This is a genomic window from Oryzomonas rubra, from assembly GCF_008369015.1.
GTDB classification, from domain to species: domain Bacteria; phylum Desulfobacterota; class Desulfuromonadia; order Geobacterales; family Pseudopelobacteraceae; genus Oryzomonas; species Oryzomonas japonica.
Window position 1 is genome coordinate 52,156 of record NZ_SRSD01000009.1, and the last position, 16,203, is coordinate 68,358.

Consider the following 16,203-nt stretch of genomic DNA (forward strand, 5'->3'; position numbering starts at 1 on the left):
CCTCCTCGTGGCGGCCATCCCCACGTCACCTATCTCTGTCCCTCGCCAGGGCCGGGACCAGGTCCCGGCATCCGGTCACCGTCCTTGCCGGGGCCGTCATCGCAGGGTGGCGGCGGCATCTGCTCCGGCCCGTGCCCACAGCCGCACCTCCCCTCAGGCCCATGGCCGCGGTGAGGAGGCGGTGGTGGACATTTGTCGGCAAGGGCTCGTTGTTCCGGGGTCAACAGGGCATTGACCTGGCTGCGCGTCCGCTCGAACGAAACGAGCAGCTCGACCTCGGCCTGGGCCTTCTTTGTTGCAATGGCGCGGATGGCCGCCTCATCGAACGTTGCGGCACGGGAGGCATCGCGCAGCTGCTTGTGATATTCCGCCATCTTCTGCATCAGCGGCGCCGTTTTTTCCCGCTCTGCCACGAACAGCGCCTTGACCTTCACCTGCTGGTCGCTGGTCAGCTTGAGCCGCTGCGCCATGTGGACAACCATCTCCTCGGACGGAGGCGGCGGCATCATCCCCGGCCCCCCCATGCCCCGCTCATCCATCCCCCTGTGTCCGCCTTCGCCCGTCGCCCCGGCCCAGCCACCATTAGCGCCTAGTGCCGTTGCCGCCAGCATGACGCACACCATGATCTGCCGTTTCATAAGGATTCTCCCCTCGCCTGTTCCTACCGTTAGTTGGTTGTCGTCATTGCCGTTTAGTTCTGAGGCCGAGGGGGCGGTGCGTCTTCAGGGACCGCCACCAACTGATCCGCAAACTTTCTGCAGGTCGCCTTGATCGTGCCACCATTGGGGGTGACGATCTCCACTGCGGCCCCTTCACTCTTGTCCTTGCAGGCATCGAATGCCGCCTGGGGGGGCTCCCGGCGCTCGCCCGGGGTAGGCCCCACACTGGCCCATGCCGGGGCCGAAACCATGACGCCCGTCACGAGCAGGGCGCCTAGCCGTTTCATACTGCGTATTCCCATACTTCACTCCTTTCCGCGACTGGTAGTGTTCCGCCAACGCCATCGGCGCAACCGTCGATCCGCCGTCAAAAAGCATTCGTAACCATGGGAAAAGGCTAGCAAGCCAATATGGTTGAAATATGTAACAATTATGAAAAAAGCGGACATACAATTCTGAAGATGGTCCTCGCCCACGGTTTGTGATAATAATCGCCTATCCTGTTTATGGTCGGCCCGCTGGACCGCCGTAACGATGACAAGGGGATTTTGGTCGATGAAGATCCGCATCACCTACCGCCTGTTCCTGGTGATCCTGGCGGCCGCCATCCTGACCGTGCTCAGTACGTTCTTCATCATGCAGTGGAGCGTGGAACATGGGTTTCGGCGCTACCTGCACAACGTGGAGCAGACCCAGTTCGCGCGGCTGGCGGTGCGGCTGGAGGCGGGCTATGCCGCCCAGGGAGGCTGGGATTACCTGAAGAACGAACCGGAGCAGTGGTTCCGGCTCATTGCGGAAACATTCCCCCAAGGTCACCCCAGGCCCCCCGAGGGACAGCCCCTGGGAGGCCCCCGGCCCGGGGAGCATGACCGGGAGCCGCGGCCTTTTCCACCACCCATGGGCCGTCCGCCCCGGGAGATCGGCAGGATGTTCCTCCTGCTGGACGGGAACAAACAGCCGGTATTCGCCCCGGCGGAGATCCCGGTCGACACCACACTCAAGCCGCTCCAATACCACAACAGGACCGTGGGCTACCTGGGGCTCCTGCCCCACAAACGGCTCACGGACGACTTCCAGCGCCGCTTTCTCAAGGATGTCCAATCCGCTCTGAGCCTGATAGCCGGAACCATCGTGCTCCTGGCCGCGGGGCTCGCCCTCCCCCTGGCCAACCGCCTGGTCCGGCCGATCAAGGCCTTGGCCGCGGCCACCGACCGGCTTGCGTCCGGAGAGTACACCACCCGGGTGCCCATAACATCGACGGATGAACTGGGTCAGCTTGCCCGGGGGTTCAATTCCCTGGCCCTGACCCTGGAGAAGAACGAGCAGACGCGGCGCCAGTGGGTTGCCGACATCTCCCACGAACTGCGCACCCCCCTGGCCATCCTGCGGGGCGAAATCGAGGCGATCCAGGACGGGATCCGCCCGACAACCCCGGACGCCATCGACTCCCTCCACGGGGAGGTGCTGCGCCTGGAGCACCTGGTGAACGACCTCTACCAACTTTCCCTTTCCGACGTGGGCGCATTGACCTACCGCAAGGTGGAGCTGGAACTGGACGCCCTGCTGACAGCGGTGCTCGCCACCTACCGCCCCCAGTTCGCCGCCCGGGGGATTACCGTGGCCGCCACGATCCTCGGGGAGGGAACGGACGTAGTGTTCGGCGATCCCGAGCGCATGCGCCAGCTTTTCGTTAATATCTTCGACAATGCCCTGAAATATACCGATCCGGGCGGCACGATCGCCGTCCGCCTGACGTACCAGTCAGAACTTGCCGCCATCGATATCGAGGATTCGGCCCCCGGCGTACCGCCCGGCGACCTTGAACGGCTGTTCGAACGGCTCTACCGGGTGGAGGCCTCCCGCAACCGGGCCGCCGGGGGCGCCGGACTCGGCCTGGCCATCTGCCGCAATATCGTCGAGGCCCACGCAGGGACCATTACCGCCCACCCCTCATCGCTTGGGGGAATCTGGATCAGAATAGAACTACCGTTGACGGGGAGATGCTGATGAATGGCAAGATACTGATTGTAGAAGATGAAGAGAAACTGGCGGCGCTGCTGCACGATTATCTGCAACAGAACGGCTACGACGCCCACCGCCTGGGCAGTGGCCTGGAGGTTGTCGCCTGGGTGCGGGAACATGCGCCCGCCCTCATTCTCCTCGACCTGATGCTGCCGGGCCGCGACGGCATCGAGATCTGCAAGGACATCCGCACCTTCTCCAGCGTGCCGATCATCATGGTCACCGCCCGCATCGAGGAGATCGACCGTCTGCTCGGGCTCGAATTGGGGGCCGACGACTACATCTGCAAGCCGTTCAGTCCCCGGGAGGTGGTGGCGCGGGTCAAGTCGGTCCTGCGCCGGGCCGGGAGCGAACAGACGATCCAGGCGCATGGGCTCGTCCTGGACGAGCCGCGTTACCGGGCCACCCTCACCGGCAATGACCTGGATCTCACGGCGGTTGAATTCAAACTCCTGCAGTTCCTCGTCGCCAGCCCGGGGCGCATCTACAGCCGGCAGCAACTCATGGACCAGATCTACCACGACCAGCGCACCGTGAGCGACCGCACCATCGACAGCCACATCAAGAAGCTGCGGAAAAAGATCGCCAGCGTCGATCCCGAGGCGGAGTTGATCCATTCGGTGTACGGCGTGGGGTACAAATTCGAGGTGCTGTAACGGATCATGCCGCCGGGTGGCGACGGGCCCGCCTAACAACAAACCCCACCGTGGCGGACAGCTGCGGTGGGGTTTGTACTTTCTACAGAGGGACTCTGCCCGAAGAGGTGTCGGGGCCGCCTTCCCCCTTTACTAAAGGGGGAAGGCAAACGAGACCCGCAGGCTTCCATTTTCCCAGGAACACCCAAGACAATCAGTACGCCCAGTACGGCCCGGTTCCCAGGATGGAGCCCTTTCCGTCGATCCCTACATAGACGTTTCTCCCCAGAAAGAAGGGGAGGCCCCAGTCGAAGCCGCCGCTCATGGCGCCCCCAAGGGCGGGAAACACCATGTAGGACGAGTTGAACATGGTGACGGCGCTACCGATCGTGAAATCAATGGTGCCGAAGGGCGAACCGTTATACCCGGCGTTGACGGCGCTCAGGCTCTTGGTCGTCGCGGGGCAAAACCAGGAGGAATAACCGGAGACGGTGCAGGCGGATAAGAGGCTTGTGGCAGGGAAGTACAGGCCGTTGGAACCGGTGTCCAGGAAGCTGTTGTAGGCGGTGCCGTTATAGGTGGTGAGGAACTCGGCGGTCGACGCATCGGCAGGGTACGTGGTTACCGACGAGGGGACGTTGTTGGACCGGGTGCCGATCCCCAGGGTGAGCGAGCCTGTGGCTGAGGCGGCCCCGTTCGTGGCGACCGTGGGGAGTTGCACGATCACGCCGTTATTGTCCAGCGGAAGCAGCGCCACCGGGTTGGGCACCTGTTTGGCGAGTTCCGCCGTCGTGGCGGTGCAACTCGATCCGCTGCAGGAGTAGTACATCCCGTTATCGGCCGTGTCGACGCAACCCGCACCGCAATCCCGCGCAAACAGCCCCACCCCCAGTATCCCGTTGAATCCCGCCGCCGTGGGGCTGGCATCGGCACTGCTGCAAGCTTGGGGAGGGGAACCGAAGCTGGAGTTGATCACCTGGATCGGCATCTGCACGCCGGACTCCCCACCCAGGACCACATCCGCCGTCATGACCGGCCCCCACAACGCGGACCCGTCCCCGAACTGGACGCATTCGGCCAACGACCCGTCGCTGGCGCTGGCTACCTGGGTAAGGGACACCCCGGTCAGGGCGGTGCTGAAGATACGTAACCCGTAACTGCCGGTATCCAGCAGGATGTCGCTGACGGTCTGGCAGGTGGAGGTGCCGGGGGTGCAGATCGTCACGCTGACGCACGGCTTGTTGACGTAGGAGCCGGAGGTGCTGCCGGAGCAGAGGGAGCCGTTGACGGTGACGGCGAGCACATTGCTCCCGGAGGTGTCGGTTGTCGTTCCGGTGGTGCCGGTCGAGGTACTGGTGGTGCCGGAGGTGCTGCTGGTAGTGCCGGTCGTGGTACTGCCGGTGTCGGAGGTGCCGCCCGAACCGCAGCCGGAGACAAGGGCCATGACAAGGAGCATCATGCCTACGTTACTTGATTTCATCGATGGTTACCCCCGTTGGGATCAATGCCGGGGCATAGGCCCTGCCCTGCAGATTCCGCATGTGCCCCCACTTCTCCACAACGACCCCATCCGACTGCACCTGCTGGCGCCGGAGCCCACGTGGGCGCGCGGTTTGCCGCAGGGCTGCCTGATATTCGCCGGAATAGGAACCGAGGAGGGTGGTGAGGTCGGGATGCGTCCGGCCATTCCAGGCAACGGCGAACACCACACCGGATACGGAGACGTATTCCCGTACGGTGCTCGAATCGGACCGGAACTCCTGGACCGTGTAGGCGCTACGGGTCGTGGTGGCCCGATGCACGGCCGCAAGGGCCGCGCGGTCCGCCGCGACCGAAGCGGCGGTTCCACCGAGCGCGGCCTCCCCCAGCCGGGGAAGAACGAGCATACTTACGGCCACGCCAAAACAGGCCCATCGGCCCCGGGTACTGCGTTTCATGGGAACCACCTTTTCTCCCCTGTCATCACAACGTATGACAGGGGATGTTTGTGCCGGTTGCGGCGGAAATTCACGATGCTGGCCATGAGGATAGCGAAGGATTATGGATGGAATATGCAGCAATCAAGGAAAAGTGGCCACTATGGCGACAGATTGCACAAAAACTTTCTCTTTTCCTTCACAATTGATCCTCATTTCGCGCGTACACACGATACGTACCATGCGGAAAAGACGTCTGACCCGCCTCCGGGAAGGGCGCGGGTCGGGCGTCCCAACCGTGAAAGGAGCCCCTATGGACGGATAGTGCAAACAAACCGCGTCACGAGTCCCCGTTGATCCAGGCCGGCGCTTCCAACCCGGTTCATCATACCACAAGGAGGTCTACATATGTCAATTGCAGGTATCTCTTCCAGCAGTTCCAGTTTTTTTGCCAAGATTGCCCTGGATTTCCAGGACATCAGCACCGCCCTCCAGTCGGGCAACATGACCGACGCCCAACAGGCATACGCCGCGCTTGCCTCGGATAAGGCAGCGCAATTGGGCACGAGCAGCACGGACAGCGTTGACAACGATAGCAACAGCCCCATGGCCCAGGATATCCAGAGCTTAGGCAGCGCCCTCCAATCGGGCAGCCTGACCGATGCCCAGAACGCCCTCGACAAAATTCAGCAGCACATGGAGGGACAGGGTGAGTTTGCCAAGCAGCAGATGGACCTTGCCTCGTTGCTCTCCACCGACTCGACGGCTGCCGCCGATTCCACAAGTTCTTCGGACACAAATCCCCTGGTGCAGGACTTCCAGGCCCTGAGCGCGGCCTTGACGTCGGGCAACCTGTCCGACGCCCAGACGGCCTTTGCAACGCTCCAGCAGGATGTCTCATCGCAGAACGGCGGCCAGAGCGATGACCCGTTCAGCCAGGATATCCAGAGCTTGGGCAGCGCCCTGCAATCCGGCAACCTGACCGATGCCCAGCAGGTCTTCTCCCGGATCGAGGACAAGCTGTCGTCCCCGCCGCCGGAACAGCCCGAGGGTGTCGCGCCCCCACCATCCTCGACCCAGACCAGCGGCGATACCCAGGATACCGTGGCCCAAACGCTCCAGGCGCTGCTGGATGCTCTGGACAGGGCTTCCTCGTCGTCCGCCGCAACAGCGTCAGCCACGACGGACACCGGCAGCGACAATTCCGTCGCCAGCCTGCAGGCGCTGCTCAGCTCGGCGCTGAAGGACTACCTGCAGCTCAGTTCGAACAGCTATGCCCATGATGCGGAAAACACCTCCCAGATTTCATCGGCAACCGTTTAGGCAGCAGAATGAACATCCCGTCCCGCCATCGCCATCAACCGGCTGGCCCTCGTTGAGGAAGCCTGAAAAGAATGCCGACCGACCGAGGCATTTGCAATTCTGAACAATCGCTGGCAGACAGAAGAGGCGGGGAACAGAAAAAGCGAAGGGGCCGGATCAAGCGATCCGGCCCCTTCCTGCGTCTGACCTAAAAGTCCGAGGAGAGGTTCTTGTACAGTTGGGACTGGCGGTATTTGTCGAAAAAGGTGGGCATCAGCTTGAAGTGCCGCCCGACCATCTCGATCTCGTGCTGCTCCTTCATCTTCCGCAGCACCCTGGTAACCGTTTCCCGGGTGATCTGAACCCGGTCGGCGATGCTTTGCTGGGAGAAGATGGAATTGATGATGATGCCGTGGCTGTTCCTGGTCCCCAGCGTCGTGCTGTAGTGCGCCAGGGTGGCCCTGATCTTGGACTCGGCATCGTTGATCCCGATGACGTTATGGAAGAGCCAGCTTTCCCGCAGACGCTGGCACAGCACGGTGATGACCTGACGCAGCGCCTTGTTGTTATTCAGGAAGAATTCGTCGAACGCGCTCTTCCTGATCAGCAGGACCTTGCACGGCTCCGTGGCGACCACCGTGGCAAAATCGGTTTTGCCGTCCAGAAGCCCCATATCGCCGAAATAATCGCCCCGGTGACGGAACGCCATGACCCGCTCTTCTCCGCTGCTCGACAGGTCAACGACCCTGACCCGCCCCTTCAGAATGATGTACATCTGCTCGTTCTGCTCGTCGGCGCTGATTATGATCTCATCCTTGTGATAGCTGTAGATAGCTGTTTTTTCCAGCAACTCGGCGATTTCCTCGTCGGAGAAGCTGATAAACAGCGGGACTTCCTTGACGATCTTGGTTGCCAACTCCGGGTCGAACGCTCTTCTGATCATCACTCGCTCCTTGTCCGGGCATCCCCGCCCCGGGGTGCCGTTTTCGTAGCTCACACATGATAAGTATAGCAAAGTTTTGCCGGTTGGCTTGCCGGCCCCGGATATCGGCGGCCACCCTGGGGGGAGCCACTATAAAATCAAGTCGTTATGGAGGGATGGGGGGCTGTTCGGCTCATGCGCAAGTGCAGTTTCCGGGCATGGTCACCTGGCACCGGCAACAGCGTTTTCTCCGGCCCACCCCGGTGCCCCCATCTGCCCCGGTAAAAATATTCATAACTGCACCTGTCAGCACGGGCAGTTTTCCCTTATAGTGGGGATGTCAGGGGCTGCTCTGCCATGCCTGGAGAAGGAGTCGGACCCCCTGTTCGATCTCGTCGCCGTTCATGCCGCCGAAGCCGAGCAACACCATGGGCGGGCCGCTCCGGGGGACGTCACAGGTCGCGGAAAAGGGGAACAGCCGGACGCCCCTGTGGCGGGCCCGGTCGATCAGCTCCGTTTCGTCCGGGCCAGGGCCCAAGAGCTGTACGGCCACGTGGAGTCCGGCGCCCTGGCCGATAATGGCGGCCTGGTTTCCGAAGTGCCGTTCCAGGGCGTGAAGCAGGGCATCATGCTTTCGCTTGCAGATGATGCACATCCGCCGGATGTGCCGTTCCCAGTGTCCCTGCTCCATGAACGCGGCCAGGGTCTTCTGCTCCAAGAGCGGCACGGTCGAGAAGTAATGACTGAAGCGGTGGTGGTAAGGGGCGAGCAGGGTCCGGGGCAACACGAGGTAGCTCGCCCGCAGGGTCGGGGAGAGGATCTTGGAGAAGGTCCCCAGGTAGATGATGTTCCCGTCCGGACGCAGTCCCTGCAACGAGGGGATCGGCTTGCCGTGATAGCGCAGTTCGCTGTCGTAGTCGTCCTCGATGATCATCCTGCCGCCGGTTGCGGCCCACTCAATCAGCCGCAACCGGTTGGCCACCGGCATGACATACCCCATGGGGAGTTGATGGGACGGGGTAACGTAGGCGACAGTGCCGCCGCTTCCCCGGAGGGCCGCCAGGTCGAGCCCCCCCGGCCCGACCGGCAGGGGGATGACCCGGTAGCCGTGATTGCGGAAGAGGGAGCGGGGCAACGGGTAGCCCGGGTCCTCCACCGCCACGGCGGAGTGGCCGTCCTTCAGCAGAACGGCCACGATATCCAGGCTCTGTTGCAGGCCGGCGCAGATCACTATCTGCTCCGGGTCGCACACCACGCCCCGGGAACGTTCCAGGTAGGCGCGGATGGCGACGCGCAGCCCCCAATCCCCCTGGGGCTCGTCATAGTGGGTCAGTTCGCGGACGTTGTCCCGCAGGGTCTCCAGGAAGAGCCGGCGCCAGATGGCGGCCGGAAAGCTCGCCGGGTCGAGCCGGGCGGGATGGAAGTCGAAGGCGCAGGGGTGCGGGGGGTCCTGGAGTGGAGTCTGCCGGGGCGCGGCCGGGATGAGGGAGCGGGGCGCGGCCTCGCTGTCCAGGGCCGAGACGAAGTAGCCGCTGCGCGGCTTGCTGTAGATGTACCCCTCGCCGTACAGCTCCAGGTAGGCGCTCTCCACCGTGGTGCGGCTGGTGGCAAGCTCGGCGGCCAGGTCCCGGACCGAGGGGAGCCGGCTGTCGGCCGGCAACTCCCCCGACAGGACCCGTTCCCTGATTTGGTGGTACAATTGCCGGTACAGAGGGGTCTGGTCATGGAGGTTCAGGATGAACATAACGCCCCCGCGGATCAAGGATGAGTTGCATCATAGAGACAGCAGTATACCGCATCCCTTCGGGGGGCGGCAAAGGGAAACTATACCCAACAAGGAGGTTACACATGATTCCGGAAAAATTAGTGGAAGTGATGAAACAGGACGGGGTAGTGGCCATCGCCACCCTGGGCCCGGACGGGCCGCACATGGTCAACACCTGGAACAGCTACCTGATCGTCTCCCCGGAGGGACGGCTCTTGATCCCGGCCGGGTACATGCAGCGCACTGAGGCCAATGTGGCCTTCAACGACCAGGTCCTGATCACCCTGGGCAGCTCCAAGGTGGCCGGGAAGCAGGGGCCCGGCACCGGCTTCTTGATCAAGGGCACGGCCGCCTTCGTGACCGCGGGCCCGGATTTCGACGTGATCAAGGCGCGTTTCCCCTGGGCGCGGGCCACCCTGGCGGTCACCATCGCATCGGCGGCCCAGACCCTGTAGGCACAAAAAAAGGCCAGTCACCAAGGGGACTGGCAGGTCAGGCTTTTTACCTCTCCCCGCTGCGGCACCGTTTGCGCTATACTGGCATCAGGAGGTACACAGCAATGACGACCTGCCACGAAAGACCTGTCCACGAAGTGCACGGCATGGCCATCGCCTTCATCGGCCTGCTCCTCATCGCCGCCTGTTGCGTAGCCGGGCCGCTGCTGATGGTTCTGGTGAGTCGCTTGTGGTGAGCGAATGCTTCGCGGTACCGATGCCGCCGCACAACTCGTTATCTCTCCTGAGTGCCGCCTTTGGCTGTTTCGGCCAAAAGCAATTATCCACGTTATCGGGGCGCGAGGCCGGTGCCCAATGTGCGGCAGGTTTCATTCGTGTCTTAATTACTGTTTTTTCGCTTCCCCTGAAGGGCAAACACGGCACCGGGAAAAATTCTATTCATTAATATCAATTTATTTTATATCAAGCGTTACCTTGCAATCCCTCCTCGCGGTGATAAAGTTAAAGAAAAAGGAGGTGGCGCTATGTTACGGAAAATCATGTACTATTCGGCATTATTACTATTTTTCCTTCCAGCATGTACCTCTACCCGCACAACGCACGACATTAATCCGGCTTTTTCCGATCACCAATACAACCACCACGATATAAGTATGGTTTGGAGGGCTGAAAAAAACAATACGGATATACGCATTGTAGGAACCCTCACCAACACCCGCATAGATACACCCTACGAAGGATTTGAACTGACAGCTACACTTCTGGATGAGAGGGGAAATACTTTAGCTAAAGATACGTTTAAAGTTGCCCCAGGACCATTGGTAGGATCGCAACCGTTCAGATTAGACATTCCTGTTGAAAACAAAGAGCTACTGCAACACATCAAATTTTTCTATACTTACGGTTTAGCTGACGATCATTTTTCTGGCACTTTTACTTCATTACCGTAAGTAACGCTTCGATCATAACTGTAAACAGGATTTTAAATCCGACCTACATCGGCGTCAAGGGTGACCCAACTACCAATCGTAACACACCGATATTACGACAAGGGATGGGTCAAACCAGACGTCGATGTAGCTTAAACTCCGAAGCCGATCTACAGGACGCAAAAAAGCCAGGCTTTTGGCCTGGCTTGTGCGCTCTAAATGGAGCGGGAAACGGGATTCGAAAGCAAATAGAACTCAATGGTTACACGTCTTGAAAGCAATTAATTACATTATAATAGACAGTTACTAATCTCTTCGGTGTGTCCAAAGTCCAGTTAAGTACAAGTAAATTCGTATCAATTCAAGTGGTATGGGAACGGTTTAGGATCGGTCTTTTGTATAAAAATAAAGGTCCTTCCCATTTTTCGTGCGAAATTCCGTAACATATCAATTTTTATTTTCTCTTTGGCCAACTGTTGGGGGCTGACCTGCCGTGGCTTTTTCCGGTCAGGTCTAGCGCTTAGTTATGCGATCCTTAAATATATCAAATAGTGCGTGTGCTCTAGCAAAGCCATATATAATGAACAATATCATTAGCTTTAACTTGTCAAATAAGTTTGAACTTTTAAGTCTTCTTGAGCTTAAAATAAATGCTGGGAGTGGAAGAACGATCAGAGCATTAGGGCCAAATAATTTATAGTATAAAGGAATAGATATTGGCATACTTAGCACAAAATAAGATAAGAGAAGTGGCTTAGATATAATCGTTTTTGAATATTTGACCATTCCTAATCCATGCCATCGTTCACATATGTAAAAAGATCTGAGATCATTAGGATATCCATGATGAATCGTCTTCATGCTTTCAGTTCTAACTATATCTATGCCATTATCTGAGGCTCTTTGACAAAAATCTACATCTTCTCCAGTAACTAAGCTTGAATCGAATCCTCCTGTTTTGATGAAGCATCTTTTTGTTAACGCAATATTTCCACCATTTATGTATTTTGTAATTTGTCTCTCTTTTAGACTTTTATGCCATATTCTCTCGACCCAAGAACAACCATTCCGCACACCATATACATCACCTATAATTATATTATTGGGGTATTTGAAGCTATTAAAGTAGTTAACTATCCATGAGCTCCAACCTGCAACTACTTCTACATCAGCATCTACAAAAGCAATTATTCCATTTGCAGCATTCTGAGCACCATAATTGCGGACTTGCGACACATTACCTGAACAGGAGAAAACTTTAACTCCTAAACTCCTTGCTATATCCACTGAGCTGTCAGTTGATTGATTGTCAACCAATATAATCTCAGAAATATAGCCATTTCGAGTTTCATTAATAAGTGCGCCTAGCGTCAGAGGAAGAATATGCTCTTCATCCTTACAAGGCACAATGACTGATATCGAAAGCATATCTCTTTGCATTTTTCTCGCATAACAGGGGATATACAGCAGCTATTATTTTTTATAATTATCATGTTTCTCGCTCTAAAACACCAAAATGGCTGTATCTGCAGCACATTCTGCCCCAGGATTGTTGTATATTCCCCAAATGTAGGGTGGATATACCACAACTGCATAATTCCGGAAGTTTTATGTTAAGCCACCTTGAGACCCCGTTTCAGCAACACGGGAGCTTGGAAATACATGGAACTTCGTATACCATGTATGCCGACATTAGAAAAGAATAATCAGGAGTTCCCATGTTTGCCGTTGAAAAATGGGCACAAGATAAACCCCCACTCATTGCCCTTTGGAAAAACTATGATTATCAGACCTACACAATTTACAATCCCAGCCTTGTTCCCATCTTTCTAACGCGCGTTCCCAAATCTTTATCTCGTTGGCAATTCCAGGAACAGGATACTTAATTATTGTTCCTTCAGTTCTGGCCGCGTCTTTTGCAAACATGGCAAATACCCAAACACACCCTTTTCCTCTTCTACATCACAAAAAACAACTTTTCAATGCAATTTCAAAGTGTTAAAAAAATTAACACTCCGTGGGCGATCTTCCCATCCCCCCGTTTTCACATAAGAAAACACAGAAATTGAACAGCATAATTCCCTCAAATGTTTCATTTCGATACAAACATTTTTGATTGTGACGCGGATTACGCGGGGAAGCGGCTTTCAAAAGACAACAAACAACGCAGGAGAGTCAAACGCAGGACGCAAAAAAGCCAGGCTTTTGGCCTGGCTTGTGCGCTCTAAATGGAGCGGGAAACGGGATTCGAACCCGCGACTTCAACCTTGGCAAGGTTGCACTCTACCACTGAGTTATTCCCGCTTGGTGAGTTTTGTTTTCTACCAAAATCAGGCCCGTGTGTCAACATTTTTTGTACAATTTTTTTCAATGTAAACACAAAACCCTTTCCGTCAGGCCCTCGGCGCGCCGGTAACGGCCCGGTAAACCTGGGCCAGACGGGCGCCCCTGGCCTGCCAGGCGTGGTCCTGGACCGCCTTGGCCCGGACCCGCTCCCCCCACTCCTTCAACCCGTCCCGGTCCGCCAGCAGGTCCGCGATGCGGGCGGCGAAGGCGGCGGTATCCCCCAGGGGCGCATAGACGCCCGTATCCCCCAGAATCTCCCGGTTGACCGGGGTGTCGAAGACCACCACCGGCAGGGCGCAGGCCATGTAGTTGAAGAGCTTGCCGTTGGCCTCGGTCAACGACAGCTTGGGGGACACGGCCAGGTCCGCCGCCGAGAGGAAGAGCGGCGCATCCCGGTAGTCCACCTTGCCGGTGAAGGTGATCATGTCGCCGATCCCCAACGCCTCGGCCGCGGCCCGGTAGCGCTCCACGGGGAAACCCATGATGAGGAAGCGTGCCTGCGCCCCCTGGGCCTTCAGGAGCGCTATGGCGTCCAACAGCAGGTCCGTGCCCTGGTAGGCGCTCATGAGGCCCAGGTAGGCCACCACAGGCACATCAGGGGCGATCCCCAGGCGGCTGCGCGCCTCCTGCCGGTCATGGGGGCGGAACTGGTCCGTATCCACGCCGTCGATGACCGAAACGAGGCGTTCGGGGGCCACCCCCCAGTTCGCCCGAAGATCGGCGTACCCAGCGCTGGAACTGGTGACGATCCGGTCGGCGCTATTGTTGATGAACCGCTCCACCCGGCGGAAGATGCGGGCCGCGCGGGAGTCGGCCTGGAAAAAACCGTGGTCGATGCATTCGCCGCTGAGACTCCCCTGGTAGTCGAAGATCAACGGGGCGCGGGTCACGAGCTTGAGCAGCCAGCCGATGGCGGCCCCTTCGTGCAGATGGGCGTGGATGACCTGAGGGCGGAAGCGGAGGCTGAAGGCTGTGGCCTTGCCGAGCAGCAAAAGGTCGAGGTAGAGCTTGTGCCAGGAGGGGCCGGCTTCCAGGCGATTGTACCACGGTATGCGGGGGATGCGCAGTACCGGGATGCCGGGCAGGTCCCGGCCGATGTGGTAGGTGACGATGCGCACGTCGTGGCCCAGGGCGCGGAGGGCGCGGGCCTCCTCGTAGATGCGCACATGGCAGCCCCGATCCGCGAAATAGGGGGTCGGCGCCACCATGAGGATTCTCAGCCCGCCATCAGCCAAGGTTGACTCGGTCCCGGATCACGTAGATCGGCTTGCCCTGGGATTCGAAGTAGGTCCGGGCGTTCAGTTCCCCCAGAAGGCCCAGGACGATGAACTGGACCCCCATGAAGAGCAGGAAGGCGGTGAGGATCAGGAGCGGGTTGCGGTTCATGCTCATGTTGTCGAAGATCTTCATGTACAGGGTCGTGCCGCCGGAGAGGCAGCCGGCCAGCAGGGTGTAGATCCCCCACTTGCCGAACAGCTGGATCGGCTTGGTGGAGTAGGCCATGAGAAACTTGACCGTCATCAGGTCCAGCACGACCCGCAGGGTGCGGGAGATGCCGTACTTGCTCGTTCCGTACAGGCGCGGGCGGTGGTTGACCGGCAGTTCCGCGACCTTTGCCCCCACCTGGGAAGCCAGGGCCGGCACGAAGCGGTGCATCTCGCCGTAGAGGTTGATGCCGTCCAGCACCTCGCGGCGGTAGGCCTTGAGGGTGCAGCCGTAGTCGTGCAGATGCACGCCGGTCAGCCGGGAGATGAGGGCGTTGGCCAGCAGGGAGGGTATCTTGCGGGTGATGAAGGTGTCCTTGCGGTCCTTGCGCCACCCGGAGACCACGTCGTACCCCTCGTGGAGCTTCGCCAGGAGGCGGGGGATGTCGGCCGGGTCGTTCTGGAGGTCGCCGTCCATGGGGATGATGACATCCCCCTTGGCCGCGTCGAAGCCGGCGGACATGGCGGCGGTCTGGCCGAAGTTGCGGCGGAAGCGCAGGAGCTTTACCCGCTGGTCCTGGGCGGCAATCTCCTTCAACAGCGTGAACGAGCTGTCGCTCGAACCGTCATCCACGAAGATGGTCTCGTATTCCAGGGAGGTCCGGGCCAGGGCGTCACGAATGCTTTCGTAGAGCGCCGCCACGTTCTCTTCCTCGTTGTAGATCGGCACGACAATGCTCAACTCCATACTCACCGTGTCCCCCTTGTATCCAAGCGTTCTGAAATAGTCATTCTGCGGCGACTGGCGGGTCGTTCAGCCCCTTCACCTGCCGCAGGGCCACCTCACCCCCCGGCTTGGGCCGTCTGCCCGCCAGGGCGCCCAGCGCCCCCCACCAGAGGCCGGCCCCATAGGCCAGATGGATGATGGCGTAGATGAGCGGCAGCCGCGGGAACATTCCCAGGCTGCGCGCCCGGGCCGCCTCCCCGGCGGAAACGACCAGGAGCAGGAGCCCGTAGCAGGCCAGGGGCAGCAGGAACAGCGACCCCGGGAAAAGCGGCACGAGCAAGGCGTAGGCCAGGAACAGGGCCGGCAGCAGGCTGACCGGCCGGACACGCCTGCTGATAATGGTCTGTTCGGCCCTGCCCCGGCCGTAGTTCAAAAACTGGCGGCAGAGCAGGCGCCAAGTCGGCCGCTGGCTGCGAAAGACCGCCAGGCGCGGGTCGTGGATCAGCCCCTCCCCGGCATGCTGCATCCGGTCCAGGAGTTCGTTCTCCTCGTTGGGATAGAGCCGTTCATCCAGGCCGCCGAAAGCGAGGAATCGCTCCCGGCGAAAGCTCAGGTTGCAGAGGATCAGCTCGCTGTCGTTGGTCAGACGCGCCTCCCCCTGGGCCCGGTAGCGGTTGCGCATCCCGCCGCCGCCCAAGGCCGAGGCCAAGGCCGTGCCGATGCTCCGTTGCAGGATGGAGTCGCTGGCCGGGGTGAGGGACGGGCCGCCCACGGCCGTCACGCGGGGACTCTCGAAGTGCCCGGCGACCACGGTGAGATAATCGGGGGCGGTGAGGGAGTCGTCGTCCAGGAAGCAGACGATCTCCCCTTGGGCCTGGGCCACCGCAGCATTCCTCTGGCGGCTCGGGCTGTATCCCTCGGCCACGATGATCTCATAGCGGTCACGCGGGTACTCCACCGCTGCCAGCCGCTGGGCGGCCGTTACGCTGAAACCCGGCTTGACCGGAATAATGATGGAAATGGTTGGTTTGTTCATAAAAAAGCCGGGAATTACTTCCCGGCTCATATAATCACAGTCGCTGGACAAAATCACCAAAAATG

18 protein-coding genes and 1 tRNA gene are annotated in these 16,203 nt (G+C 59.3%); 8 read left to right on the forward strand and 11 right to left on the reverse strand.

Annotated features, from left to right (window positions below; genetic code table 11):
- Nucleotides 1-29: 29 nt before the first annotated feature.
- Together ET418_RS14180 and ET418_RS14185 are read right to left on the reverse strand one after the other, a co-directional pair.
- The gene (locus tag ET418_RS14180; RefSeq protein ID WP_149308635.1) at nucleotides 30-638 is read right to left on the reverse strand and encodes a Spy/CpxP family protein refolding chaperone; all 609 of its coding nucleotides are present in this window, start codon (nucleotides 636-638) and stop codon (nucleotides 30-32) included.
- Between the two features lie 53 nt (nucleotides 639-691).
- Nucleotides 692-961: a hypothetical protein gene (locus ET418_RS14185; RefSeq protein ID WP_149308637.1), complete on the reverse strand. Its 270-nt coding sequence runs from the start codon at nucleotides 959-961 to the stop codon at nucleotides 692-694.
- A gap of 253 nt (nucleotides 962-1,214) precedes the next feature.
- On the opposite strand from ET418_RS14185, the gene ET418_RS14190 reads away from it, so the two are divergent.
- Entirely contained in the window at nucleotides 1,215-2,666 is a 1,452-nt protein-coding gene (locus tag ET418_RS14190) for an ATP-binding protein (protein WP_149308639.1), read from the forward strand.
- A complete protein-coding gene (locus ET418_RS14195) occupies nucleotides 2,666-3,337 on the forward strand; it encodes a response regulator (RefSeq protein WP_149308641.1) in 672 nt (223 codons plus the stop codon). Before ET418_RS14190 ends, ET418_RS14195 begins: the two co-directional genes overlap by 1 nt.
- A gap of 193 nt (nucleotides 3,338-3,530) precedes the next feature.
- Here ET418_RS14195 and ET418_RS14200 read toward each other — a convergent pair whose 3' ends face one another.
- The gene (locus ET418_RS14200; protein WP_149308643.1) at nucleotides 3,531-4,796 is read right to left on the reverse strand and encodes a DUF3443 domain-containing protein; all 1,266 of its coding nucleotides are present in this window, start codon (nucleotides 4,794-4,796) and stop codon (nucleotides 3,531-3,533) included.
- Entirely contained in the window at nucleotides 4,783-5,253 is a 471-nt protein-coding gene (locus ET418_RS14205; RefSeq protein ID WP_149308645.1) for a DUF2844 domain-containing protein, read from the reverse strand. Before ET418_RS14205 ends, ET418_RS14200 begins: the two co-directional genes overlap by 14 nt.
- Nucleotides 5,254-5,303: 50 nt before the next feature.
- Here ET418_RS14205 and ET418_RS18190 point away from each other — a divergent pair, with 50 nt between their 5' ends.
- Together ET418_RS18190 and ET418_RS14210 are read left to right on the forward strand one after the other, a co-directional pair.
- On the forward strand, nucleotides 5,304-5,441 hold the full coding sequence (locus ET418_RS18190; RefSeq protein ID WP_188055592.1) for a hypothetical protein: 138 nt from the start codon (nucleotides 5,304-5,306) through the stop codon (nucleotides 5,439-5,441).
- A gap of 199 nt (nucleotides 5,442-5,640) precedes the next feature.
- Nucleotides 5,641-6,555 carry a hypothetical protein gene (locus ET418_RS14210; RefSeq protein WP_149308647.1) on the forward strand — a complete coding sequence of 305 codons (915 nt, stop codon included), beginning with the start codon at nucleotides 5,641-5,643 and terminating at the stop codon, nucleotides 6,553-6,555.
- Nucleotides 6,556-6,742: 187 nt separating this feature from the next.
- On the opposite strand, the gene ET418_RS14215 is transcribed toward ET418_RS14210, so the two are convergent.
- Both ET418_RS14215 and pdxR read right to left on the reverse strand, forming a co-directional pair.
- Nucleotides 6,743-7,477, reverse strand: coding sequence for a Crp/Fnr family transcriptional regulator (locus ET418_RS14215; protein ID WP_149308648.1), 735 nt, complete (start codon nucleotides 7,475-7,477; stop codon nucleotides 6,743-6,745).
- A 319-nt stretch (nucleotides 7,478-7,796) separates the two neighbouring features.
- Nucleotides 7,797-9,200, reverse strand: a complete 1,404-nt coding sequence (gene pdxR / locus ET418_RS14220) for a MocR-like pyridoxine biosynthesis transcription factor PdxR (protein WP_149308650.1) — start codon at nucleotides 9,198-9,200, stop codon at nucleotides 7,797-7,799.
- A gap of 104 nt (nucleotides 9,201-9,304) precedes the next feature.
- Between pdxR and ET418_RS14225 the strand changes: the two genes are divergently transcribed.
- The 3 genes from ET418_RS14225 to ET418_RS14230 all read left to right on the forward strand — a co-directional run bounded on the left by ET418_RS14225 (nucleotide 9,305) and on the right by ET418_RS14230 (nucleotide 10,626).
- A complete protein-coding gene (locus ET418_RS14225; protein WP_149308652.1) occupies nucleotides 9,305-9,676 on the forward strand; it encodes a pyridoxamine 5'-phosphate oxidase family protein in 372 nt (123 codons plus the stop codon).
- A 104-nt stretch (nucleotides 9,677-9,780) separates the two neighbouring features.
- Entirely contained in the window at nucleotides 9,781-9,912 is a 132-nt protein-coding gene (locus ET418_RS18565) for a hypothetical protein (RefSeq protein WP_274596135.1), read from the forward strand.
- Nucleotides 9,913-10,200: 288 nt separating this feature from the next.
- Nucleotides 10,201-10,626 carry a hypothetical protein gene (locus ET418_RS14230; protein ID WP_149308654.1) on the forward strand — a complete coding sequence of 142 codons (426 nt, stop codon included), beginning with the start codon at nucleotides 10,201-10,203 and terminating at the stop codon, nucleotides 10,624-10,626.
- A gap of 492 nt (nucleotides 10,627-11,118) precedes the next feature.
- Here ET418_RS14230 and ET418_RS14235 read toward each other — a convergent pair whose 3' ends face one another.
- Nucleotides 11,119-12,045 carry a glycosyltransferase family 2 protein gene (locus ET418_RS14235; protein ID WP_149308656.1) on the reverse strand — a complete coding sequence of 309 codons (927 nt, stop codon included), beginning with the start codon at nucleotides 12,043-12,045 and terminating at the stop codon, nucleotides 11,119-11,121.
- Between the two features lie 278 nt (nucleotides 12,046-12,323).
- Between ET418_RS14235 and ET418_RS18195 the strand changes: the two genes are divergently transcribed.
- Entirely contained in the window at nucleotides 12,324-12,491 is a 168-nt protein-coding gene (locus ET418_RS18195; protein WP_188055594.1) for a hypothetical protein, read from the forward strand.
- A gap of 343 nt (nucleotides 12,492-12,834) precedes the next feature.
- Here ET418_RS18195 and ET418_RS14240 read toward each other — a convergent pair.
- The 4 genes from ET418_RS14240 to ET418_RS14255 all read right to left on the reverse strand — a co-directional run bounded on the left by ET418_RS14240 (nucleotide 12,835) and on the right by ET418_RS14255 (nucleotide 16,138).
- Nucleotides 12,835-12,909 (reverse strand) — tRNA-Gly (locus ET418_RS14240).
- Between the two features lie 89 nt (nucleotides 12,910-12,998).
- Nucleotides 12,999-14,186 carry a glycosyltransferase family 4 protein gene (locus ET418_RS14245; RefSeq protein ID WP_246153105.1) on the reverse strand — a complete coding sequence of 396 codons (1,188 nt, stop codon included), beginning with the start codon at nucleotides 14,184-14,186 and terminating at the stop codon, nucleotides 12,999-13,001.
- A complete protein-coding gene (locus ET418_RS14250) occupies nucleotides 14,179-15,123 on the reverse strand; it encodes a glycosyltransferase family 2 protein (RefSeq protein WP_149308657.1) in 945 nt (314 codons plus the stop codon). Before ET418_RS14250 ends, ET418_RS14245 begins: the two co-directional genes overlap by 8 nt.
- A 40-nt stretch (nucleotides 15,124-15,163) precedes the next feature.
- Nucleotides 15,164-16,138 carry a glycosyltransferase gene (locus tag ET418_RS14255; RefSeq protein WP_149308658.1) on the reverse strand — a complete coding sequence of 325 codons (975 nt, stop codon included), beginning with the start codon at nucleotides 16,136-16,138 and terminating at the stop codon, nucleotides 15,164-15,166.
- Nucleotides 16,139-16,203: the final 65 nt, after the last annotated feature.